Source organism: Agrobacterium rosae, assembly GCF_002915175.1.
GTDB classification, from domain to species: Bacteria; Pseudomonadota; Alphaproteobacteria; order Rhizobiales; family Rhizobiaceae; genus Agrobacterium; species Agrobacterium rosae.
In genome coordinates this window covers 1-22,965 of the sequence record NZ_NXEJ01000003.1, presented here as the reverse complement: position 1 = coordinate 22,965, position 22,965 = coordinate 1, and the positions used below count along the sequence as shown (strand labels likewise).

Here is a 22,965-nt window from a genome sequence, read left to right as displayed (position 1 = left end):
GCTTACCTCAACCGGCGACGAGAGCGTCGAACTGGCGGATCCATTCCGCACGGTTCTTGTTGATTGCAGCCCAGTCCGGATAGACCAGCGATGCCAGTTGTTCGCGCTTCACATAGGCCTCGATACCAGGTGTCAGTTCCACTTCCTTGTTGGTCGGGAACATCTCCGTCGGCGGCATTTTCAGCTTGTCCTGCGCTGCCTTGGAGATGGCCGCATCCATATAGGCATAGGCCGCATCCGGGTTTTTCGCACCCTTGGTCAGATGGATGTTGACGGGCGCCGCTGGCGAACCCGTTTCCGGTTGGACGAATTCGGCCTTCAAGCCCATGGACTTGAGACGCGCAACATTGCCGGTCGAGCACATGAAGACGGCGATTTCGCCCTGCTGGAACAGCGTCATCTGGTTATTGGTGCTGGCGACGACGCCCTTGATGTGTTCGGGATGGTCCTTGAACAGCTTGAACACGGCGTCCATATCTGTCGGGCCTTTGCCGAATATCTTGGCGATTTCGGTATAGGCCATGACGCCGGTGTTGGAGGCAAAACCAGTCCAGGAGACAAGGCCCTTGTAGACAGGGTTTTCGAACAGGTCGCGGTAACCCTTCGGCGCTGGCACCAGATCCGGGTTGTAGGCGATGCCGTTGACTTCGACCGTCACGGTCGGGCCGTACTCGCCCTGGAATGCAGGATCGAGCATGCTCCAGTTCTTGAGCTTGGACGGATCGATCTTCTGGATCAGATCATTCTCGATGGCGACGGCCATCTGGCCGGGCGACATCAGCAGTGTGTCGTAAGGCGGGTTGCCGGGGCTGGCCATGACCTTGGCCAACTGGTCCTGCGCCATCGCTGGCGCGACCGTCAGATCGAAACCGGCTTCTTTGACGAGTGGCGTCAGTACCGTGCGATAGCCGTCTTCCCAGTTGCCCGGAAAGGTCGCGGCAATTGCGGTGCCACCGGCAGCACGGGCTGCAAAGGGGGCGGTGACGGCTACTGCCGCACCAGCGGCAAGCAATCCGAACTGACGTCGTGTAATGTTGAAGTCCTGCATCTGTTCACCTCTGTTGTTGTTGTTCATTCACTGGATGCTTCCGGTTCGCTCGGAAAGGCGTGACACCTTGCGGTGTCAATCTCGGCAAAGAGCTGTGCTCCCGGCTCGGGAATGAAGGTGGAAGGTCCGCGTACCTGCGAAGCTCGCAGGCCCGTTCCGTCCTCAAGAAGAAGATCATGGACGAGCGTTGGCCCAAGGGGCACGGACACTGTCAGCCGTGCTGGCAGTGCGAATTCGCTTGGGCTCGTTGAAAGACGGACGTCTTCGGGGCGGAAGGTGATGGTGACCTTGGAGCCAACCGTAAAGTTCAGGCGACGCGGCAGAACGAGTGTTCTGCCATTCGTGAGCGCAATGGTCGTCGACTCCGCATCCAGTCGCTCCACCGTGCCATGCAGCAGATTGGCCTGGCCGATGAAGGTGTTGACGAAAAGCGTCTTCGGCCGGTCATAGACGGCCATCGGCGTGTCGATCTGCTCGACATTGCCCTTGTTCATCAGCACCAGACGTCCGGCAAGGCTTTGCGCCTCTTCCTGATCATGGGTGACGATCAGTGTCGTGATGCCGAGGGTTTTCTGGAGATGCAGGAGTTCGACCTGCAGATCGAAGCGAAGCGCCCGGTCGAGCGCACCGAAGGGTTCGTCAAGCAGGAGGAGCGAGGGCCGTCCGGCAATGGCACGGGCAACCGCCACGCGCTGCTGCTGGCCGCCGGAGAGTTCACGTGGCAAGCGGTTTCCAAAACTGTTCAACTGCACGAGCGAGAGCATTTCCTCCACCCGCTCCCTGCGCTGCGTCCGCGGTACTCGCTGGCAGGCCAGTGGATAGGCGATGTTCTCTGCCACCGTCAGATGCGGAAACAGGGCGTAATTCTGGAACACCATGCCGATGCCGCGGGAGCGCGCAGAAACATGGGCGAGGTCCTGGCCACCGAGCTGGATGACACCGCTCTTCGGCTGGATCAAACCAGCAATCGCCCGCAGCACCGTGGACTTGCCGCAGCCGCTGGGCCCCAGAAGCGCAACAATCTCACCAGCCGCGACCTCGAACGAGATATCGCTGATCGCATTCTGCCCGCCATAGCTATGGGTCAGGCCACGAACGCTGAGCTGCTTACCATCGCCTGCCTTCGAGCCCTCTGCCATTGATATCCCTTTGGGTTGCCTGACGCCGTCAAAGTTTTCTGCGCCCGATGTTACGAAGCGAAGATGGGATCGATCAGCGATTTGGGTTTCTGTGTTGGTCATGCCAAGGGATTTGCAAGCTGTGTGCCAGTTTGCGATTTTTAACGGAAAGCCATTATCAACATACTGATTAAAAATGTTTATTTCTGTTTTCTATGTTTGCGAATATTCATAATAATATTAAACCGGATTTATTTTCGGATTTAAAAAATGTGCACTTCCTATCGATACCGCTTATTCGATAAGCAGTATTTCAGTGCAAAAACTGAAAAAATTGCCGTTGATTGATCGAAAGTAGTTGGCAGATCATGGCCGCCGCCATTTGAAAAATTAGCGGATACGCCGCGAAAGCAGAAACTTAGGCTGTAGAGCGCGCAACCTGCGGCATGAAGATCGTTAGGAGGGATGATTTTTTAATCATTATATTTACGAATTTTGATGCGAATATTTGTGCGAAATATTTCTTTGACTCAAGAACTAGAAAATAGGTCTTTAAAAACAATGCGCTGAATATCCATCCATCAAGCTGGCATGCAGATTGCTTCGTACTTCCCGTAAATTCAGACCGATAAAAATCAAAAAGGGGATCGCATGCGCAGCTTCAAGACAAATCTCAAGAATGGCCTGACGGGTATCGCTCTCGTATTGCTGGCCACCTCCGCACATGCAGCAGAGGGCAACGCCATCAAAATGGTGCCCGATGCCGTTGTCGCTAAACTGCCGGGCGTCGTGTTCGACAAGGCGCTGGCGGACCGTCTTCCACCTACGATCAAGGACAAGAAGGTGCTCAAGGTGGCAACCGATCTGACGCCACCCATCAGCTTTCAGGCGGAAGACGGCAAACTGATCGGGATCGATGCAGATATCGCCGCAGCACTTGGCGTCATTCTCGGCGTCGATGTTCAGATGACAAATGTCGGTGCAGGTACAGCAATCGTACCCGCTGTCCTCTCCAAGCGTTTCGACATGACCATTTCCGGCATCAATGACGATGTGGAGCTGGAAAAGCAGGTCGATGTAATCGACTACATGTTTGATGCCACGACAATCATGACCATCAAGGGCAATCCGCTCGGCATTAAGAGCATGGAAGACCTCTGCGGCAAGAAGGTTGCCGTGCCAGTGGGTACATTTCAGGCGCGCATGGTGGAAGCGGCATCGGCGAAATGCGCGATACCCATGAACATCATGTCGATCCCGAAAATGCCTGACGTCTTGCAGGCCGTACGCACCGGCCGCGCTGACGCAACCGTCAACGGTTATGCCACGAGCGTCTATACAACCGAAAACCAGACCGGCAAGGGCGTCGGACTTCGAGCACTCCCAGATGTCCGTCTCGCCGTCGGCTATCTCGGTATGCTGGTATCGAAGGACAATCCGGACCTGCGCGATACGGTCATCGCCTCGCTTCAGCATATGGTCGATACCGGTGCCTATAAGGCCATCATGGAGAAATGGGGTCTTGGCCCACTGGCTGTGACGACCGTCAAATTCAACGACGCCGCCAGCATGCCGGTGAATTAAGCCATGTCTCTTTTTGCTCAACCCATCAGCATGGCCATCGCCCCACCGCTCGGCAAGCCGATACGGTGGGGGCAGATCACATCAGGCACCAGCGCGATCCTCGCGCTGGCTCTCTTCATCCTCACCATCGCACGCAATCAGACTGTCCAATGGGGCGAAATCCCACGTTACATGGTCGACCCGGTTATCCTCGACGGCGTCATTCTGACGTTGCAACTGACGGCCGGCGCCATGGTGTTCGGCATCGCTTTCGGCTGCATCGTCGCCGTCATGGCCACAAGCCAGAATATCGTTCTGAAAGCGATGGCTGTCGCCTTCGTGTGGTGTTTTCGCGGCGTACCGCTCATCGTCCAGATTTTCTTCTGGTTCAACATCGCGCTGTTCATTCCGCAAGTGGGCATTGGTGCCTATTCCATATCGATCAACGAACTCGTCACCCCTGCCCTTGCAGGCTTTCTGGCACTTGGCCTGCATGAAGCCGCCAATATGAGTGAAATCATCCGTGGTGGATTGACCGCCGTGGATCGTGGCCAGCGCGAGGCCGCCTCGTCACTGGGTTTGCGACCGCTCCAGACCCTCCGAACCGTGGTTCTCCCACAGGCCGTCCGCCTCATTGTTCCTCCGACTGGCAACCAGGCCATCGGCATGCTGAAGGCAAGCGCCATCGTTTCCGTCATCGGTATGCAGGACCTACTGACCCAGGCGCAGGCCATCTATGCGCGCAACTTCCTTGTCATCGAGCTGCTGTGTGTCGCCTCGCTCTGGTACCTCCTCATCACGTCAATCGCATCCGTCGGCCAGCATTTTCTGGAGAAGCGCCTCGCACCGAAAGGCCGTGACGCCGGTGCACAGAAAGACAACACACGTCGCGCCTGACGCGACGCAAACTCAACCATCAATCAAATGGAAATGCCGTTGCAGCAAATCCGACCAGGAAACATCGAGGAGCAGATCATGAAATTAGGCATCGACGGACAGAAACTGCCCGAAGCGAAAAAACGCGGACCACTCAAGAGCCTCGAACACGTCAAGGAAATCGGTCTCGGCGGCATCTTCTTCAGCACGATCCTCGACATGAGCGAAACATTGGACAAGGGCGAACTCGCTGATATCAGAGCCAAGGCCGACGAACTTGGCCTTTATCTCGAAGCGGGCGTTGGCAAGATCAACCCCTATTGCAGCGCCGAGGCCCCGGAGTTCCGCGCGATCGGCGGTGGCGATGTCATCCTCGGTTTCACCCGCATGATTGAAGCGAGTGCGGCCATCGGTTGCCGTGAATTGTGGGTATCGCCGGGAAATTTCAAATCGGAATATCGCGGACGGCTGGCCAATGACCGGTTCCGTACCGATGTGACCTGGGACGAGCAGTTGATGGGTATCGAAAAGGTACTACTAAAGCTCGCACTCGTTGCGCGCGCAAACGGCGTTCATCTCAATATGGAAACCCATGACGAGATCACCTCGTTTGAAATCCTGCGGCTGATCGAAAAGGTCGGTGAAGACTGCATGGGTGTCGTGTTCGATACGGCAAACGGCCTGCAACGGGCCGAGCATCCGGTTTTTGCCGCAAAAAGGGTCGCCCCCTATGTGCGCCAGACCCACATCAAGGATGCCTATGTCGGACATGCCACCGGTGGCCTCGATTTCCAGACTCGCCCGGTTGGTCGCGGCATTGTGGATTTCGCTGAAATCATCCCCGTCCTCGCCAAGGCCAATCCCAACCTGAACCTCTCTCTGGAAGTTGCGGCCTCCGTCGAAGACAAGCCGCGCAAGGCCAATCCTCGTCAGTGCATCGAGATCAACGACCCCATCTGGCGCGCAGGCCACCCTGATCTGACGCCGGAGGAACTGGAAGCCTATCTCGGATTGGTTGATACCTTCGAGAAACGTGTGGCCGCTGGAGACATCCCTGATTGGGAGACCTATGAGTCCAGCCAGTACGGCTACCCGACCTATGAGCAGCAGTCCTATGGTTTCAACGAAGCGGTGACCTTCATAAAGAATTCTGCACGCCACATTGAAGAGGTTTGCCGCGACAATGGAATTTTACTCTCGACGCCAAAGCGGCAGGCGGCCTGAGGATCGCGCATTCCATCGAGAACATGTTTCATCAACTTTAAAAACCATGGGACGAGCTGGATTTTTACGATCAAGCGCATATACGCAGGAATATTCCCATGAAAATAATCATATCGCTTGATCCGATCTGGAGACGACAATGAAGACCACAAGGCGACGTCTAAGCGCCAAGACCGCACCTAAGGCCAGCAGCCCGGTGGATACGGCCGAAACCGCCAATGACGACGTAACAGAGCGCATTCGCAACACACTGGCAGCAGCCATTGGTGAGGGTGCGCTTAAGCCAGGCGTCAAGATTCTGGAGGACGCAATCGCCGATCATTTCGGTGTCAGCCGCACCGTCGTGCGCGGCGCGCTGGGCGTTCTGGAGAGCGACCATCTGCTCGATCGCAAAAAGAACCGTGGTACTTTCGTGGCAGAGCCAGGCATCGAGGAAGCAAAAGCCCTGTTCGAAGCACGTCGCAAGCTAGAACATGTCATCCTTGAACTCGTCATGGACCGCGCCACCATCGATCAACTGGATGCGCTGGAAAAACTGACCGACGAAGAAGAGCACATCCATCACCATGGCGACGAAAAGTCGAAGACGGTCCTATCCGGCAAGTTCCATGTCGTGCTGGCGGAGCTTGGTGGCAATGCCGTCATGACAGAGATGCTCTCCAAAATCGTCGCTCGGCTTTCCCTCGTCATGTCCCTCTACGAGGAGGAGCGGAAGGACGATTGCGGTGCAGATCATCATCGCTTGATCGTCACCGCTTTGAAGGCGAAAGACCTAGCGAAGGCGCAGCAATTGATGGACCATCACCTCGCCGACATTGAGGGTAGAGTTCGGCTAACCGAGGGACAGGGCGATCGGCATACGTTTCTGGCTGTGCTGGAGAACTTTTCCTGATAACCGCCTTAAATCAATACAATCTAACTACACCTGATTGGAAGCTAACCGGCTTGATCATCTAATATGGCGGATTTTATCCTGCGTAAGTGGACTTAAGGTCAAACGGAAAAATGGATCAAACTCACACGAAAACTCACAATGGTTCGCTCAAGATACTGAAGTTGCAAAAACCGGATACGGCAAGATACAGATCGAAGCCACGCCGTTTCCAGGCTTTAAATTCGAGTTGCGATAGACGGCTCGCTTAATGGTGACTGGCATGTCGCGCACTTGTTGGCGAGGCCCGTATTAGGTCAACGCCGGAAGCGTGTATGAGACAACGTCACGCTCGGTGATCCGGCCGTGACTCGGTATCGCCATCAACACGTCCCGAAAACCAATTTGCCAAAAGCGCGCCAGAAATGTTGTGCCACACGCTGAATATGGCGCTTGGAACCGCCGCAAGAGGCGAGAAATAAGCAGTTGCGAGCGCCGCACCCAGACCGGAATTCTGCATCCCGACTTCGATGGCGATCGCCTTACGCTTTGCAAGCGAAAGCCCTGTAGCCTTAGCCGCGAAATAGCCGAGCAGATAACCAAGGCCATTGTGCAAAACGACGACTGCAAAGATCATCAGGCCGGACTGGGCGATCGCGCCTTTCGATGCACCAACAACCGCCGAAACGATGAGCACGATGCCGATGACGCTAACCAGCGGCAGCGCAGGAACCGCTGCCTTGACCACGCCGGGTAGCACCTTCTGCAAAGCAGCACCCAAAGCTAACGGCACCAGCACCACCTTAACGATGCTCAGGAACATCGCCCAGCCATCGACCGGCAGGAACTGGCTGGCAAATATCCATACCAGGAACGGCGTCACCAGCGGTGCTGCAAGTGTCGTCACCGAGGTGCAGGCGACCGACAGGGCGACATCGCCTTTCGATAGATACGTCATGACATTGGAAGAGGTACCGCCCGGGCAGCAACCGACCAGAATGACGCCAGCCGCGACCTCTGGAGGCATTGGGATAATCCGTGTCAGCAACACGGCCAGCAAAGGCATAATGAGGAATTGGCCTAGCACGCCGATGGTGACGTCGAATGGACGCTTCACAACTTCGCGGAAATCATCCACGGACAGGGTGAGACCCATTCCGAACATGATGATCGACAAGAGCGTTACGATCCAGGGCGCGATCTGCTTGAAGGTGTCAGGGAAAAAGAAACCGAGGACGGCAAAAAGAATGACCCAGGCGGCGAATGTCTTGCCGACAAACGTCGAGATGGTTGCCACTGTTTTCAAATCCTCACTCCCTAATTCCAGAATAGTCGCGAGGTCTAAATGGCAGGGCTGAAGTGTCAAGGTCATGCACAGCCTTCTACGGTCCTGCGGTAAGTCAGCGGTGCCTAAAACACAGACATTTGCGCACTCTCCGGCAAACTTCATGTCACGAAAGACCGATTTTTATAGTAAAGACAGACCGCCTCCCCTAAGTTGAAGGTCTTGGCGCGTGCTGCGTGCGCCACGGGTTCCTTCCCGAAATTGACGGAGACTTCGATCAACCTCTCACAAGGGAGCGAGACCCCATGTCTTCAGAAACAAGACCCGGTCGCATCCAATCCACTCTGCGCCATTTCCTCGACAAAGAGGCATCTGGTGGCATCGTCCTCATGGTCGTCGCAGTTTTGGCGATCATCACCGCCAACTCACCGCTGGCGAAAACCTACTTTGACCTCCTTCACATCTACATCGGGCCACTCAGCCTGCAACACTGGATCAACGACGCGCTGATGGCCGTCTTCTTCCTGCTCGTCGGGCTGGAAATCAAACGAGAAATGCTGGACGGCCAGCTTTCGACCTGGAGCCGACGTATCCTTCCAGGCGCAGCCGCCGCGGGTGGAATGCTGTTTCCTGCGCTGTTCTATGTCTATTTCAACTGGAATGATCCGGCGGCGTTACGCGGATGGGCCATTCCAACCGCGACTGATATCGCTTTTGCACTTGGTGTTCTATCGCTTCTGGGCAGCCGGGTTCCGGCCTCGCTCAAGATATTTCTGGCAGCCCTTGCGATCATCGACGATCTTGGCGCAGTCATCGTCATCGCAATCTTCTACACAGCCGACCTTAATATCTTGGCCCTTGCGGGCGCGGGCATCGTGGTCGGCAATCTGATCATCTTCAACCGGATGGGCGTCAAGGCGCTCTGGCCTTACCTTGTGCTGGGTGCGGTGCTTTGGGTTCTCGTGTTTGCTTCTGGCGTTCACGCGACATTGGCCGGTGTTATTCTGGCACTGACAATCCCACTGAAGCTGACACCCGGCACGCCGGAGGCCGCCCATGACGAATCTCCTCTGCACAGGCTCGAGCACCTGCTCCACAAGCCCGCTGCTTTCGTGGTCGTACCAATATTCGGTTTTGCCAATGCCGGCGTATCGTTTTCAGGTATTTCCATGTCGGTCTTTTCCGAGCACCTGACGATGGGTATCGCCGCCGGCCTGTTGCTTGGCAAACTGGTCGGCGTCCTCGGCACGGTGGCTCTTCTGGTGAAGCTTGGTGCTGCAGATCTTCCCGCCCAGGCAAGCTGGGGACAAGTGGCGGGCACGGCGCTGCTGTGCGGCATCGGCTTTACGATGAGCCTGTTTATCGGCCTTTTGGCATTTGACGATCCGGGCGTTCAGGATCGTGTGAAGATCGGCATTCTCTTAGGCTCGATTCTGTCGGGTGTGCTGGGGGCTACTGTGCTTTTGATATCCGGACGGCGTAGAGCAAAGCCATAGGCATTTCGGCATCCCGGCTGGCCATGCAGACGATTTTTGCGTCGCGTCAGGGCGCTCGATACGGGGTTATTGCGCGATTTTGATGCTGTGGGCAACGTCCCTTACCCGCTGCCTGTCGCTCTCGAGTGTCAATGCCAGTTCGGCACGCGCAAGGGCTTCCTTGGAGTGTCGAACGGCATTGTCCCGAAAGCGGGACTGATCAAAGCGTGCAAGAATGCCAAACGCCTTCTGAAGACGAAGACAGACTTCAACGAGGGCTGCACCGTCGCGTGCAATCGGCGTGAACAGGTCATCGAAAATGTCGTCAAGAAGGATTGGCGGAACGTAAACGTTGTCAAACTCGATTTCATCGTGCGATGAAGGGTCTACCGGCTCATTCCAGACCGCCAAAACGCGCAGCGAGCGGTTGATGACATCAATGGCAGTGCCTGGATCGTTCACCGCCGGAGACAAGGCGCGAGACGCGATTTCTGATAGAACCGACGCGCCGAACCGCGGATCCTGGTCGTAAGAGCGGGTATCATCGACCGAAAAGCATGTCCTGATGGCACCAAGGGTCTGTTCGAGGTCATCACTTTCGATACCCTCGACTGATGCGATCGGGCTGGTCGGATCGATCAGTTGTCCTGAGATCATCCGCACGAAAATCCGTGCCTTAGCATCTTTGCCAATGCGCGACAGCGCGGCGATATCGAGGTGCTGGATATAACCGATTCTGTCGATAAATACATTGATTGCAGAGGTTGGAATGTCCTCGGTATCGGCCAATTTATGGCCCCGAAGATAGGGGCGCTGGCGTCGCGAGCGCATAGCTTCGATTGTCACCTTTTCGACCCGCTCCGTGGTCTCCGTGACGCGACCAAGACGTGAGAGATGGTCGATCCAGCGCAAGAGCGTCCCGACGATCAGCACGATAACAGCGATCGTGACGATAAACAGCACGACCCGACCACGATCGCCATAGGCACCGGTGCTCAGCGCAATGATGCCGACAAGGCTGAATAGGAACGAACCGACAAAGGTCGCCAGCACATTTTGCGTCGTGCTGTCTTCCATCACCAGCTTTGTCGCACGCGGCGTCACATTGGTGGTGGCTGCCGAGTAGGCGGACACCATTGTGCTGAGAGAGAATGTCGTGACCGTCAGCATGCTCGAAGCAATGATGCCAAGGATATTGTCAACGGCGTCAGCGCCGATTTGGGTCGGTAGGTCACTCGGAATATAGGGACTGACAAAGATGGCAACCAAGGCGGTGGCGACGGCCAGAATGGAAAACAATGTCGCGCGGAACCAGATGCGGCGCGCGACTTTTGCAAAAAACCAGCCCCAGCGTGATGTCATTAGAATTCCATATTCAAAGAATGCAGGGTGTCGATTAACACGATGCTTTCCTGATCAGCAATGCGTGCAATTCGCGCTCACGTTCACAGATCGACAAGCCGTAAAAGGCGGAGTCCCTCTCATAGGCTAATTTCATCACCTGGCGGTGGTCTGCTTATGCTTGGAGCACATTACCATTTTGAATGTTTCGATGACCACCACTCTGACGCCAGGCCTTGAGAAAAGTGGTCATCGAATTTGGATCCATTGGCGCGGTTCAAGCCAAGGTGAAGATCAGCCCCGACAAGGCGAAGCCCAATAGACCAACCAAAGTCTGCATCACCGTCCATGTCTTGAACGTCGTTTTAATATCCATGTTGAAAAACCGGCCAACAAGCCAGAAGCCGGAATCGTTCACATGGGAGAGCATAACAGAGCCCGATGCGACTGCTATCACGATAGCAGCCAGTTCAATGCCTTGGTAACCAGCAGCCTGGACCGCAGGTTGGATAAGTCCGGCGGCGGCGATGAGAGCCACAGTCGCCGAACCCTGCGCAACGCGTAGCGCCGTAGCGATCAAAAAGCCCGCAACAAACACGGGCATCCCGATATCTGCCAGTGCGCTCGAAAGCGCGTTACCAATTCCAGAGGCGCGAAGGACACCACCAAACATGCCACCCGCCCCGGTGATCAAGATTACCGAGCAGACAGGGCCAAGAGCGGACTCCACGATGCGTTCAACCTTCAGGGGATCTCGACCACGCATTGGGCCTAGCACGACGCCAGCGACCAAAACCGATATCAAAAGTGCGATCGGCGTCGAACCAATGGCCCGAAGCAGCTGGAACCAGGCAGCGTCTTTGCTGACCCATTCTTGGGCGCGCGCAAAATCCAGCCCGGTGTTCATGAAGATCAACAACAAAGGCAGAAGCAAAAGCGCGACCACCAAACCGGCGCTCGGCAAGGACACGTCGCCTTCCACCGAATTTTCCTCAGAGACATTGTCTGGAATAGGTAGAAAGATACGCTTCCCGATCCATTGTCCAAAAAAATGGCCAGCAACGATCCATGTGGGAATAGCGACAATCAGCCCAACGATAATCAGCAAGCCGACATCAGCACCCAATAGCTCAGATGCTGCAACTGGTCCTGGATGCGGTGGTACAAAAACGTGCATGCAGGAAAACGCAGTTGCGACCGGTATGCCGTAAAGCAGCAGGCTACCACCGAGACGGCGACCAACCGTAAACATCACCGGAAGCATGACGACCAGGCCTGCGTCAAAGAAGATCGGAAAGCCGAAAAAGAGAGACGCAATTCCCAAAGCCATTGGCGCGCGTTGCTCTCCGAAACGCCGAATAAGGTCATCGGCCAGAGCCTGCGCGCCACCGGACACTTCCAATAGCCTGCCAAGCATCGCACCAAGCCCAACGAGAAGCGCCACGCCACCGAGCGTGGAGCCGAAGGCCGTCGTGAGCGTGTTCATAATGTTTGCCGTCGGAATGCCCGTAACAAGCGCAGTCAAAAAACTGACGAGAATGAGTGCCACAAAGGCGTGAACACGAAATTTGATGATGAGCAATAACAGAAGCGCCACCGCGCCCACTGCTATGGAAATCAAGGTACCTGCAGACAACGTCTGTTCGAATTCCGGCAAATGAATACTCCTTTAATGCGGACGCTGACTTTCGCCGCCTGCATCAAACAGTCGCTTGTAGCTAAATGTTTGAGCTCACAAAAACCAGTTCGGTCCTCTTATGAAGAAGCAGCCGCTCGGCTTCAACGCGAGACGATGATTTACCAGTAACATTACTGAGTGTTGCGCTTTTTAGGGCATGCCCATGCTTTTGATAGGGGTCGAACGCCCGCCCGCTTCGTTTCAGTGACGATATTTGTATATTTTTTTGATTCCACCCAAATACTTGTTCTTCGTATTGGCCGGTGCGGAGCCGTAAGCGGATGTACCATGTTTGGGACGGGGATGGAAAAGCCGTCATGGAATACGGGCAGTCTCATCTGCGGGTTGAATTTTCTTCTTCTGCGGCGGCTGCAGGCGTAATCTGATTCACAACAATCACGGTCATCACAGCTAAATTTGGTTTTTTGACAGAGGCTATCTTTATGATTGCAAAACTTCGCAACCACCATCATGAGCCATGAAGCCGGGGACCTCCTCTTCGAAGAATTTCGAGAAGGACGCAATTCGGGGCGGTAGCGCTTGATAGGGTGGATAATAGAGCGTCAGCCACAGGTCCGGGGGTGTCCATTCCGCCAAAATGTGGACGAGTTTTCCCGATCTCAGATGCCCGGAAACGTGAAATTTTGGAAGTAATGCCACGCCTTTGCCTTCCACTGCCATGCTCGCGAGCACCTCGCCGCTATTGGCACTGAACGCTCTGCCGGCTGAGATGCTGGCGCTTCCATTGCCATCGGAAAGTGCCCAATTCTCCCTCCTGCTTTCCCCGCTATAGGCGAGGCAATCGTCCGGCGTCAGTTCACTTGGATGCTGTATATCCGCAAACCGGCTTCCCGGAGCCGCAACAAGAATACGCTTTACCACGCTAATTTTACGCCAGATCGTGAACTTGTCCGATGGTGCCGCCGAGATGCGGATCGCCAGATCGAAATCGTCATCGATGATGTTGACCAGACCATCACCGAGGGACACTTCGAAGCTGATCTTTGGGTTACGCTCCCGGAACACGGACAGGATCGGCGGCAGGACCTGCTGGCCGAACCATGTGGGCGCGCTGATCCGCAGGCGGCCGTGGTCGGCTTTGTGGGTGTTCATCACGTCTTTTCGGGCATTTTCCAACGCCTCAAAGGCGGGCTGTATCTGCGCCGCATAGATTGCGCCGTCGGTTGTCAAAGAAACCTGCCGCGTCGTGCGCACGAAGAGCTGAACGCCGAGATCGTCCTCAAGTGCAGCGATTGCCCGAGTCACCGCCGCAGGCGTCATATCCAGTTCGCGCGCGACCTGCGCGAAATTGCGTTTCTCCGCAGCCATCAAAAAGGTTCGCAACGCCTTATAGTCGTTCATCTATTATTTCACCTAACGCAATTCATTGACAATTATTATTGCAATTCTTCCGCGTGATCAACTGGTTTAAATTTCAAATCACACCAGACAACGAACTCAGAAAAGGAAGGCCAGCAGCACGATGTCACTTTCAGACAATCGGTCGGCATAACCTTCAAGACTTAACTCCTCCCCTCCTCCATTCCCTTAGTCAACACATCGAAGGAAAGACGACAATGTCCAACAAGCTTCAGGTTCTAACGCCCCAGAACAGCCAGATCATCTTCATCGACCAGCAGCCACAAATGGCCTTCGGCGTGCAATCCATCGACCGGCAGGTATTGAAGAACAATGTCGTAGGCCTTGCCAAGGCCGCTAAGATTTTCAACATTCCGACTACGATCACGACTGTCGAAACAGACAGCTTCTCGGGCAACACGTTCCCGGAATTGCTGGCTGTCGTGCCAGACAATGACATTCTCGAACGCACTTCGATGAATTCCTGGGATGACCAGAACGTCCGCGATGCGCTTGCCAAGAATGCCGCAAACGGTCGTAAAAAGGTCGTCGTCGCCGGTCTTTGGACGGAAGTCTGCAACACGACCTTCGCGCTCTCCTGCATGAACGACACGGATTATGAAATCTACATGGTTGCGGACGCCTCCGGCGGCACCTCTGTGGATGCGCACAAATATGCCATGGATCGCATGGTTCAGGCGGGTGTTGTCCCCGTCACCTGGCAGCAGGTACTTCTGGAATGGCAGCGCGATTGGGCACGCAAGGAAACATACGATGCCGTCACGACCTTGGTCAAAGAGCATTCCGGCGCTTACGGCATGGGCATCGATTACGCCGTGACCCACGTCCACGGCGGTGCCGAGCGCGTCAGCCACGGCAAGCGCATCGGCCCGAACCCGGCCGCCATCTGATTTGAAGCTGCCCCGCCTGAATTGTCGGGCGGGGCCGTCATTTTGGAAAAGGAACGCTTCGATGAAAATCTACCTGCTCTCACTTGCCGTCGGCCTCCTCGTCGGAGTTATTTACGGCCTTCTCAACGTCCGCTCACCCGCCCCGCCCGTCATCGCTCTCGTCGGTCTTCTTGGCATTCTCGTTGGCGAGCAGATCGTGCCGCTGGCAAAGACGATCTGGAACAAGGAGCCAGCAGCAGTCTCGTGGCTCAACCATATCAAGCCGCACATGTTCGGCCACATGCCCAAGGGCGGGCAGACCACTGTCGATCTTGCGGCCTCCAGACAAGACGCGCCTGAAGGTAAAGGCTGATGACGACGCGCCGCACATTCCTGGGTGCGGCTTCCAGCCTCGCCTTGTCCAATATCTTCTCGCCGGCCAAAGCCGCGGATCCAAACAAGACCGGAGCAGACACCATGCATCCCGATATCATCCTTCACAATGGTCGCGTCACGACGCTGGATCGTGCCAACCCCAATGCGACGGCCATAGCCATCAAAGACGGTCTCTTTAACGAAGTGGGCAGCGATGACGATGTCATGGCACTTGCCGGACCGGACACGAAGATCATCGACCTCAAAGGCAAACGCGTCCTGCCGGGCCTAATAGACAACCATACCCACGTCGTGCGCGGCGGGTTGAACTTCAACATGGAACTACGGTGGGATGGCGTTCGCTCGCTGGCCGATGCAATGGATATGCTGAAGCGACAGGTGGCAAACACCCCTGCCCCGCAATGGGTACGCGTGGTTGGTGGTTTCACCGAACACCAGTTTGCGGAAAAGCGCTTGCCGACAATCGAAGAAATTAACGCGATTGCGCCGGACACGCCGGTGTTCCTGCTGCACCTTTATGACCGGGCGCTTCTCAATGGTGCCGCCCTTCGCGCCGTTGGTTACACGCGTGATACGCCCAACCCGCCGGGCGGCGAGATCACCCGCGATCTCAACGGAAATCCGACAGGGCTGCTGCTGGCCAAGCCGAATGCGGGCATTCTCTATTCCACGCTGGCCAAGGGTCCTAAGCTGCCGCTGGACTATCAGGTCAATTCCACGCGCCATTTCATGCGGGAACTGAACCGGCTGGGCATTACCGGCGTCATCGATGCGGGTGGTGGTTTCCAGAATTATCCGGATGATTACGAAGTCATCCAGAAACTTTCCGACGAAAACCAGATGACGGTTCGTCTGGCCTATAATCTCTTCACGCAAAAGCCGAAGGAAGAGAAAGAGGATTTTCTCAAATGGACATCCTCGGTCAAATACAAGCAGGGCAACGATTACTTCCGCCACAATGGCGCAGGCGAAATGCTGGTGTTTTCCGCAGCCGATTTCGAAGATTTCCGCCAGGCGAGGCCTGAAATGGCCCCGGAGATGGAGGGCGAGCTGGAAGAGGTGGTGCGGGTTCTGGCAGAAAATCGCTGGCCATGGCGCCTGCACGCCACCTATGACGAAACAATCACGCGCGCGCTGGACGTCTTCGAAAAGGTCAATAAGGACATACCGCTTGAAGGCCTGAACTGGTTCTTCGACCATGCAGAGACGATTTCGGATCGCTCCATCGACCGGATCGCGGCGCTCGGCGGCGGCATCGCAACCCAGCATCGCATGGCCTATCAGGGCGAATATTTCGCCGAGCGCTATGGCCACGGTGTTGCCGAAGCAACGCCTCCGATCCGCAAAATGCTGGACAAGGGCGTCCATGTCTCAGCCGGTACAGATGCGACCCGCGTCGCCTCCTATAATCCATGGGTGTCGCTGTCGTGGATGGTAACGGGCAAAACAGTCGGTGGCATGCAGCTTTATCCGCGCGCAAACTGCCTGGACCGGGAAACCGCGCTGCGCATGTGGACGGAAAAGGTCACATGGTTTTCCAATGAGGAGGGTAAGAAGGGTCGCATCGAAAAGGGCCAGTTCGCCGATCTCGTCGTGCCGGACAAGGACTTCTTCTCCTGCGCTGAAGACGAAATCTCGTTCCTGACATCGGACCTCACTATGGTCGGAGGCAAGATCGTCTACGGTTCGGGTGACTTCAAGGCGCTGGATGAAAACGACGTGCCGCCAGCCATGCCGGATTGGTCCCCGGTTCGAAAGTTCGGCGGTTATGCCGCCTGGGGCGAACCGGAAGGTGCCGGTCAACGGTCGCTGCGCCGCACGGCCATAACCTCCTGCGGCTGCGCGAGTGATTGCGGCGTTCACGGCCATGATCATGCAGGTGCATGGACGTCGAAACTGCCGATTGCCGATCTCAAGGGCTTCTTCGGGGCGCTGGGTTGCTCGTGCTGGGCGGTGTGATCGCTCCTGCTCAGGCGAACGGGTCTTGCCGCCCGTTCGCTCTCATAATTACAAAAAATGCAATTAAATCGAAACTATTGATGCAATTGTTAGCGGCAAGTTTTCGGCCCAAGATCGCTCCATCGCAAGACGACAACCCTTCAAACCGGGCCAACCTGCAGGAGCAGCCATGACCTACCAAACACCTACCACCAATCGACTGAAAAGAGGTCTGGAGGGCATTATCGCAATACCAGCGGCGCGTACCGTTGCGCTGCTCGCGCTCTGCGCCGCCTATATTCAGGGTCCGCTGACCAAAATCTTCGATTTCAACGGTGCCATGGCCGAGATGGACCATTTTGGCCTGCATCCAGCCGCCGTCTTCGCATTCGTCTTCATCATTTTTGAGCTGACGGCGTCTGCCATGGTGATATCAGGCGTTCTGCGCTGGGCAGGAGCATTAGCACTTGCGGGCTTCACGCTAATGGCCACTTTCATCGCGCTCCGGTTCTGGGACATGGATCCCGGCATGGACCGCATGATGGCAACCAACGCTTTCTTCGAACATCTCGGCCTTGCCGGTGCGTTCGTCTTCGTTGCCGCCTCCGACCTCGCCAAGGGAGCGAAGTGATGACGGCTCGCACATCCACAGGCGGGAGCTTTGCCCCGCTGCGCCAGCCTGTTTTTGCAGTCCTTTGGGCAGCAACCGTTCTGGGCAACACCGGCAGTTTCATGCGCGATGTCGCCAGTTCCTGGCTGATGACCGATCTTTCCGCAGCGCCCGCAGCGGTGGCTCTTGTGCAGGCCGCCGGTACGTTGCCGATCTTCCTTCTGGCAATCCCGGCAGGCGTGCTCTCCGATATTCTTGATCGCCGCAAGTTCCTTATCGCCATCCAGCTTCTGCTTGCCAGCGTCAGCATATCGCTGATGACGCTGTCCTATCTCGGCATGCTGTCGATCAGCGCATTGATCGGTCTCACATTTCTGGGCGGCATCGGCGCAGCCCTGATGGGGCCGACATGGCAGGCCATCGTTCCCGAACTGGTGCCGCGTGAAGATGTGAAAGGCGCGGTTGCGCTCAACTCGCTTGGCATCAACATTGCCCGGTCGATAGGCCCTGCGGCGGGTGGTCTGCTGCTTGCGGCTTTCGGAGCTGCTGTCACCTATGGCGCTGATGTTGCCAGCTATATCCTGGTCATAGCGGCGCTGATCTGGTGGCCACGTGCCAAAAATGCGGACGACGCTTTGTCCGAAGGTTTCTTCGGCGCCTTCCGCGCAGGCCTGAGATATACCCGTGCCAGCAAACCGCTGCATGTGGTGCTGCTGCGCGCCGCGATTTTCTTCGCCTTTGCCAGCGCGGTCTGGGCACTCCTGCCCCTCGTCGCCCGCCAGCTTCTCGGCGGTGATGCCAGCTTCTACGGGCTTCTGCTCGGATCGGTCGGTGCGGGTGCCATTGGCGGTGCGTTGGTGATGCCTAAACTACGCGAGCGTTTTGATTCCAATGGCCTGCTTCTCGGCTCTGCCATCGTGACAGCCCTCGTCATGGGCTTTCTTTCTCTGGCCCCACCTCAATGGCTAGCCATCGTCATCCTGCTGTTTCTCGGAGCATCCTGGATCACGGCGCTGACGACCCTGAATGGTGCAGCGCAGGCCGTTCTGCCCAACTGGGTCAGAGGCCGTGGACTTGCGGTTTATCTAACAGTCTTCAATGGTGCGATGACGGCGGGCAGCCTTGGATGGGGTGCCGTCGGTGAAGCCGTTGGCGTCTCGTCAACGCTGCTCATCGGAGCAGCCGGACTAATGGTTGCGGGCTTCATCATGCACCGCGTGAAGCTTCCCGCAGGCGATGCGGATCTGGTATCCTCCAACCATTGGCCGGAGCCGCTGGTTGCCGAGCCTGTCGCACATGATCGCGGCCCGGTTCTGATCCTGATCGACTACCATGTAGAGAAGCACAACCGCACCAAGTTCCTGCATGCGCTCGATGAGATGTCATCCGAACGACGTCGCGATGGTGCATATGGTTGGGGCGTTACAGAAGACTCCGCCGACCCCGAGAAGATCACCGAATGGTTCATGGTGGAATCCTGGGCAGAGCATTTGCGTCAGCACAAGCGCGTGTCCAATGCGGACGCGGATGTTCAGAGCAAGGTCATCGCATTCCATACCGGTCCGGAAAAGCCCGTGGTTCGGCACCTTCTGACAATCAACAAACCGGGTAAAACGACATGATAGAATTATTGCAATTATCGAAATATATTCGAGACTTTTGTTGCAATTGTTAGCCGTTCGTTTTCGACGCATTCTTAGACAAACGTATTGCACACGAAACCACTTCAAACGAACAGGGAGCCATCATGGCCAACGACAGTTTTACTCTGAGCCGCCGTGATGCACTTCTTGTCGGCGCTGCCATGACTGCGGGAGTGCTGCTTCCAACCCGCCCAGTCCATGCTGCACCGATTGCCACAAACCCAAATCCAACCACAGGAGACACGACAATGGGCTTCGTTAAAACCACAGACGGCACCGATATCTTCTATAAGGACTGGGGTCCGAAGGACGCACAGCCAATCGTATTCCATCACGGCTGGCCCTTGTCTTCCGACGACTGGGACGCGCAGATGCTGTTCTTCCTCGCAAACGGCTACCGCGTGGTTGCCCACGATCGTCGCGGCCATGGTCGCTCTTCCCAGGTCTCCGATGGCCATGATATGGACCATTACGCTTCCGACGCGTTCGCCGTTGTCGAAGCATTGAACCTGAAGAACGCCGTTCACATCGGCCATTCCACAGGCGGCGGCGAAGTTGCCCGCTACGTCGCAAAGTACGGCCAGCCTGCCGGTCGTGTCGCGAAGGCCGTCCTCGTGTCCGCCGTCCCACCGCTGATGCTGAAAACAGAAGCCAACCCTGAAGGCCTGCCGATGGACGTCTTCGATGGCTTCCGCTCAGCCACTGCTGCCAACCGCGCGCAATTCTTCCGCGATGTCGCTGCCGGTCCATTCTACGGCTTCAACCGTGAAGGCGCGACCGTTCATGAAGGTGTGATCCAAAATTGGTGGCGTCAGGGCATGATGGGCAGCGCAAAGGCTCATTATGATGGCATCAAGGCGTTCTCGGAAACCGACCAGACGGAAGACCTGAAGACGATCACCGTGCCAACGCTGGTTCTTCATGGCGAAGACGACCAGATCGTGCCAATTGCGGATGCGGCTCACAAGGCCATCAAGTTGCTGAAGAACGGCACGATCAAGACCTATCTCGGTCTCCCGCACGGCATGCTGACCACCAATGCCGACGTACTGAACGCCGACCTGCTGGCCTTCATCAAGGCATAAGCCAACTCAACATGATGCCGACGGCCAAGTGTCGTCGGCATCATCAGCCTAGTGGCGATTGCGCGAGCGCCACTCGTCCGGCGTAACACCTACGGAATGCGTGAAATTTTCAATGAAGGTCGGCTGGTCGCTGAAACCACAGGCCTCTGCAACCTGATCGATGCTCTCGCCAGTCTTGGTGAGGTAGGCTTTTGCTCTGGCAATTCGGCTGGCCAACAGCCACTCGCTAATTGCATGACCCGTCGTTTCCTCAAAGCCGGAGGATAGCTCTTCCACCGAAAAGCCGCTGGCCACGGAAATGTCCTCAACGCCGATGTCGCGGGAAAGATTGGTATTAATATAGGTCTTGATCCGCTTTTCCTGCATGGAGGTGAGCTGACCGGATGCCGAAAGACGTTGGGCGGGAGACCGGCCGTATTTATGGGCAAGATGGGCGATGAAGGCGAGACCGATGTGGGGAACGAGCGTATCCCTCATCTCATCCGGCATGTCAAACATGGGCATAAGCGCTGCGCCCATATTGCGAATCACCTGATCACGCAAACCGCGACAGGTCAGGAAATCATCGATCCGAGGCTCGCCTGCTTCCTCGGTCAGTTCGTCAAGATGCGAAAACGGAACATGGAAGGCGAGCACATCCAGCCGACCATTGATGGAAATCGCCGCACCCTGTTTCAGACTCACGAGACAGATGGAGGCCTTGCGATAGATCTTGATCGGTTCCAACCGCTCGTCCGACCCGATATCGGAATGCTGGGCATCCTCAAGATAGAGCATGACGAGGAATGCGTTATCAGGCTCCAGAATGACGCGGCTGTTGCCATGCTCATAACATTGCTGAAGATGCACAACGGTGAGTTGGGCATCCCGTAAAGGCCTGATGACCAATGCTCTTGCCGCTTTTACACCAAAGCTCGCTGCAATTTTTTCACTGACTGCCAACCATTCACTCACATTTGTATCGTTCTTGCATAAACTACGTTGCGGGCCTGATTGCGGATCATCTATCGCAGTTTTCTACACATTATTTGTCAGGCTATCTTGTATAAAAGCATTCTTGTAGAGTGGTTACAGTCAGTAAACTGATTGCAATTCTGAACCCATTTCGCCCTTAACGGACGCCGCTGCTGCAATCAAAAGGAAGGTGGGTTTCATGAGTGCCGCTCCAGACGATAAAGGCCTCCCCATCCCCGGCAAAACCTCCGACAAGTTCGGCTGCACGTTGACGCAACTGTCGATCAACCAAAGCCTGTCATCCTCGAACATAGACATTTTCCGCAAGGCGACGCAGTCCACCGCGCTTGATCAGGTGAAGACTTTCGGCAGCAATCAGGGCTTTGTGGTTGGGGTGTCATTGCGCACCGGTCATCAGCGGCGGATCTTTCACGAGAACCATGCAACCAACCATGATTTTTCTGAAAACGCGATCTACATCCGCGACCTCTCCGACAATTACAAAGCCGATCTCAGCACGCCTTTCGATTTCATGCTGTTTCAGATTTCGCCCTCTTCCCTTGCAAAGATTGCGGAAGATGCGGATGTGGGTGGCGTAACTCTGCTGACGACAGAAACGGCATGCAAAGACATCGTCCTTGCCAACCTAGCCCGCGCCCTGCTTCCCGCGCTTCAGCGTCCAGAAGAGGCGAATGCTTTGTTCGTTGACCAGATGACGACGGCTATCGGCACCTATCTGGTTCAGCGTTACGGTGGAAAGACCGTCCCTGCCGTCAGCAAGGCGCGAACATTGTCTCGCGCGCATCTGGAGATGGCAAAATCGATCCTTCTCGAACATGTCGAAGGCCAAGTGTCGATCGCCGATGTGGCCGAAGCCTGCAACCTGTCGCGCGGCTATTTCATTCGCGCCTTCCGGGAAGCAACTGGCCTGACGCCCTATCAGTGGCTCCTGAACCAACGTATCGATCGCGCCCGGCACATGATCAGCGCCACCAGCATTTCGCTCGCCGAAATTGCGGTAGCTTGCGGATTTGCGGACCAGAGCCACTTCACGCGGGTGTTTTCTGCTTTCATGGGGACAACTCCTGGGACTTGGCGACGAAACATATGACCTAGCTTCTCCGACAACATTTCGGCTGGTCTCGCATTTTCCGCACCGTGATATTGCCAAGACACCCGACCGTCAGCCGTCATCCTTGTATGTTGACGAAGACATAGCCACCATCATGTGATTGTTGGAGGTTCTGAATCCTCTGGCGCAGCGTTTCCGCGCCGCTGCCCAGACCGAAGTGGTGGCGCGGCTTGCGTCGTGTGAGATCGCCCCTCATGCGCACCGCAAACAACTCCTGGACACGTGTGGTGAGGAGTTTGGCATTCTTTATCTTGATTGTGGGAATTTTCGTAAAGTTTGGTTGCGGGGGCAGGATTTGAACCTGCGGCCTTCAGGTTATGAGCCTGACGAGCTACCGGGCTGCTCCACCCCGCGTTACCAGCGTAAATCCCGAGGGGATTTATCGCGCCAGAGCAAACTCGCAGAGTTTGCGTCTCTACCCGACTTTTGCCGGAGGCAAAATGTCGTCTTTTCCCGGTATTTTACCTTGGCAAGATACC

At 56.0% G+C, this 22,965-nt stretch carries 19 protein-coding genes and 1 tRNA gene; 12 read left to right on the top strand and 8 right to left on the bottom strand.

Going from position 1 to position 22,965, the window contains the following annotated elements:
* Nucleotides 1–7: 7 nt before the first annotated feature.
* Complete coding sequence (locus tag CPJ18_RS05830; RefSeq protein ID WP_103657553.1) at nt 8–1,048, bottom strand: extracellular solute-binding protein; 1,041 nt, start codon at nt 1,046–1,048, stop codon at nt 8–10.
* 23 nt (nt 1,049–1,071) lie between these two features.
* Entirely contained in the window at nt 1,072–2,187 is a 1,116-nt protein-coding gene (locus tag CPJ18_RS05825; protein WP_103657552.1) for an ABC transporter ATP-binding protein, read from the bottom strand.
* Nucleotides 2,188–2,817: 630 nt separating this feature from the next.
* On the opposite strand from CPJ18_RS05825, the gene CPJ18_RS05820 reads away from it, so the two are divergent.
* From CPJ18_RS05820 to CPJ18_RS05805, 4 genes are all read left to right on the top strand, one after another.
* A complete protein-coding gene (locus tag CPJ18_RS05820; RefSeq protein WP_103657402.1) occupies nt 2,818–3,750 on the top strand; it encodes an ABC transporter substrate-binding protein in 933 nt (310 codons plus the stop codon).
* A gap of 3 nt (nt 3,751–3,753) precedes the next feature.
* Nucleotides 3,754–4,626, top strand: coding sequence for an amino acid ABC transporter permease (locus CPJ18_RS05815; RefSeq protein WP_103657401.1), 873 nt, complete (start codon nt 3,754–3,756; stop codon nt 4,624–4,626).
* 78 nt (nt 4,627–4,704) lie between these two features.
* Nucleotides 4,705–5,829, top strand: a complete 1,125-nt coding sequence (locus tag CPJ18_RS05810; RefSeq protein ID WP_077107610.1) for a sugar phosphate isomerase/epimerase family protein — start codon at nt 4,705–4,707, stop codon at nt 5,827–5,829.
* Nucleotides 5,830–5,968: 139 nt separating this feature from the next.
* Nucleotides 5,969–6,721: a GntR family transcriptional regulator gene (locus CPJ18_RS05805; protein ID WP_077122031.1), complete on the top strand. Its 753-nt coding sequence runs from the start codon at nt 5,969–5,971 to the stop codon at nt 6,719–6,721.
* Between the two features lie 325 nt (nt 6,722–7,046).
* Here CPJ18_RS05805 and CPJ18_RS05800 read toward each other — a convergent pair whose 3' ends face one another.
* A complete protein-coding gene (locus CPJ18_RS05800; RefSeq protein ID WP_077107605.1) occupies nt 7,047–8,006 on the bottom strand; it encodes a bile acid:sodium symporter family protein in 960 nt (319 codons plus the stop codon).
* 284 nt (nt 8,007–8,290) lie between these two features.
* Here CPJ18_RS05800 and nhaA point away from each other — a divergent pair, with 284 nt between their 5' ends.
* Nucleotides 8,291–9,481 (top strand): Na+/H+ antiporter NhaA, encoded by a 1,191-nt coding sequence (gene nhaA / locus CPJ18_RS05795; protein WP_103657400.1) that lies wholly within the window; start codon nt 8,291–8,293, stop codon nt 9,479–9,481.
* Nucleotides 9,482–9,547: 66 nt separating this feature from the next.
* Here nhaA and CPJ18_RS05790 read toward each other — a convergent pair whose 3' ends face one another.
* The 3 genes from CPJ18_RS05790 to CPJ18_RS05780 form a co-directional block, all read right to left on the bottom strand.
* Nucleotides 9,548–10,822, bottom strand: a complete 1,275-nt coding sequence (locus tag CPJ18_RS05790) for a DUF2254 domain-containing protein (RefSeq protein WP_077107603.1) — start codon at nt 10,820–10,822, stop codon at nt 9,548–9,550.
* A 256-nt stretch (nt 10,823–11,078) separates the two neighbouring features.
* Nucleotides 11,079–12,458, bottom strand: a complete 1,380-nt coding sequence (locus tag CPJ18_RS05785) for a GntP family permease (protein ID WP_153366932.1) — start codon at nt 12,456–12,458, stop codon at nt 11,079–11,081.
* Between the two features lie 462 nt (nt 12,459–12,920).
* On the bottom strand, nt 12,921–13,841 hold the full coding sequence (locus CPJ18_RS05780; RefSeq protein ID WP_077122028.1) for a LysR family transcriptional regulator: 921 nt from the start codon (nt 13,839–13,841) through the stop codon (nt 12,921–12,923).
* Nucleotides 13,842–14,056: 215 nt separating this feature from the next.
* Between CPJ18_RS05780 and CPJ18_RS05775 the strand changes: the two genes are divergently transcribed.
* The 6 genes from CPJ18_RS05775 (at nt 14,057) to CPJ18_RS05750 (ending at nt 20,400) form a co-directional block, all read left to right on the top strand.
* The gene (locus tag CPJ18_RS05775) at nt 14,057–14,749 is read left to right on the top strand and encodes a hydrolase (protein ID WP_077107600.1); all 693 of its coding nucleotides are present in this window, start codon (nt 14,057–14,059) and stop codon (nt 14,747–14,749) included.
* Nucleotides 14,750–14,810: 61 nt separating this feature from the next.
* Nucleotides 14,811–15,101, top strand: coding sequence for a XapX domain-containing protein (locus CPJ18_RS05770; protein WP_077107599.1), 291 nt, complete (start codon nt 14,811–14,813; stop codon nt 15,099–15,101).
* Nucleotides 15,101–17,083, top strand: a complete 1,983-nt coding sequence (locus tag CPJ18_RS05765; RefSeq protein ID WP_077107598.1) for an amidohydrolase — start codon at nt 15,101–15,103, stop codon at nt 17,081–17,083. Before CPJ18_RS05770 ends, CPJ18_RS05765 begins: the two co-directional genes overlap by 1 nt.
* A 169-nt stretch (nt 17,084–17,252) precedes the next feature.
* Nucleotides 17,253–17,693, top strand: a complete 441-nt coding sequence (locus CPJ18_RS05760; RefSeq protein ID WP_103657399.1) for a DoxX family protein — start codon at nt 17,253–17,255, stop codon at nt 17,691–17,693.
* Nucleotides 17,693–19,294 (top strand): MFS transporter, encoded by a 1,602-nt coding sequence (locus CPJ18_RS05755; protein WP_103587364.1) that lies wholly within the window; start codon nt 17,693–17,695, stop codon nt 19,292–19,294. The genes CPJ18_RS05760 and CPJ18_RS05755 overlap by 1 nt, the downstream gene beginning before the upstream one ends.
* A 269-nt stretch (nt 19,295–19,563) precedes the next feature.
* Nucleotides 19,564–20,400, top strand: a complete 837-nt coding sequence (locus tag CPJ18_RS05750; RefSeq protein ID WP_305764698.1) for an alpha/beta fold hydrolase — start codon at nt 19,564–19,566, stop codon at nt 20,398–20,400.
* Nucleotides 20,401–20,448: 48 nt separating this feature from the next.
* Here the strand turns inward: CPJ18_RS05750 and CPJ18_RS05745 are convergent, their stop codons facing one another.
* Nucleotides 20,449–21,354: a helix-turn-helix transcriptional regulator gene (locus tag CPJ18_RS05745; RefSeq protein WP_244554323.1), complete on the bottom strand. Its 906-nt coding sequence runs from the start codon at nt 21,352–21,354 to the stop codon at nt 20,449–20,451.
* A gap of 277 nt (nt 21,355–21,631) precedes the next feature.
* Between CPJ18_RS05745 and CPJ18_RS05740 the strand changes: the two genes are divergently transcribed.
* Nucleotides 21,632–22,465: a helix-turn-helix domain-containing protein gene (locus CPJ18_RS05740; protein WP_077107609.1), complete on the top strand. Its 834-nt coding sequence runs from the start codon at nt 21,632–21,634 to the stop codon at nt 22,463–22,465.
* Nucleotides 22,466–22,763: 298 nt separating this feature from the next.
* Here the strand turns inward: CPJ18_RS05740 and CPJ18_RS05735 are convergent.
* Nucleotides 22,764–22,840: transfer RNA gene (locus tag CPJ18_RS05735), tRNA-Met, on the bottom strand.
* Nucleotides 22,841–22,965 lie beyond the last annotated feature (125 nt).

What these genes read in the sequence shown, in the direction of transcription:
- CPJ18_RS05750 (WP_305764698.1), top strand. Translation starts at nt 19,564, where the DNA reads ATGGGCTTCGTTAAAACCACAGACGGCACCGATATCTTCTATAAGGAC.
- CPJ18_RS05760 (WP_103657399.1), top strand. Translation starts at nt 17,253, where the DNA reads ATGACCTACCAAACACCTACCACCAATCGACTGAAAAGAGGTCTGGAG.
- CPJ18_RS05810 (WP_077107610.1), top strand. Translation starts at nt 4,705, where the DNA reads ATGAAATTAGGCATCGACGGACAGAAACTGCCCGAAGCGAAAAAACGC.
- CPJ18_RS05825 (WP_103657552.1), bottom strand. Translation starts at nt 2,187, where the DNA reads ATGGCAGAGGGCTCGAAGGCAGGCGATGGTAAGCAGCTCAGCGTTCGT.
- CPJ18_RS05780 (WP_077122028.1), bottom strand. Translation starts at nt 13,841, where the DNA reads ATGAACGACTATAAGGCGTTGCGAACCTTTTTGATGGCTGCGGAGAAA.
- CPJ18_RS05765 (WP_077107598.1), top strand. Translation starts at nt 15,101, where the DNA reads ATGACGACGCGCCGCACATTCCTGGGTGCGGCTTCCAGCCTCGCCTTG.
- CPJ18_RS05815 (WP_103657401.1), top strand. Translation starts at nt 3,754, where the DNA reads ATGTCTCTTTTTGCTCAACCCATCAGCATGGCCATCGCCCCACCGCTC.
- CPJ18_RS05775 (WP_077107600.1), top strand. Translation starts at nt 14,057, where the DNA reads ATGTCCAACAAGCTTCAGGTTCTAACGCCCCAGAACAGCCAGATCATC.
- CPJ18_RS05820 (WP_103657402.1), top strand. Translation starts at nt 2,818, where the DNA reads ATGCGCAGCTTCAAGACAAATCTCAAGAATGGCCTGACGGGTATCGCT.
- CPJ18_RS05770 (WP_077107599.1), top strand. Translation starts at nt 14,811, where the DNA reads ATGAAAATCTACCTGCTCTCACTTGCCGTCGGCCTCCTCGTCGGAGTT.
- CPJ18_RS05790 (WP_077107603.1), bottom strand. Translation starts at nt 10,822, where the DNA reads ATGACATCACGCTGGGGCTGGTTTTTTGCAAAAGTCGCGCGCCGCATC.
- nhaA (WP_103657400.1), top strand. Translation starts at nt 8,291, where the DNA reads ATGTCTTCAGAAACAAGACCCGGTCGCATCCAATCCACTCTGCGCCAT.
- CPJ18_RS05755 (WP_103587364.1), top strand. Translation starts at nt 17,693, where the DNA reads ATGACGGCTCGCACATCCACAGGCGGGAGCTTTGCCCCGCTGCGCCAG.
- CPJ18_RS05830 (WP_103657553.1), bottom strand. Translation starts at nt 1,048, where the DNA reads ATGCAGGACTTCAACATTACACGACGTCAGTTCGGATTGCTTGCCGCT.
- CPJ18_RS05805 (WP_077122031.1), top strand. Translation starts at nt 5,969, where the DNA reads ATGAAGACCACAAGGCGACGTCTAAGCGCCAAGACCGCACCTAAGGCC.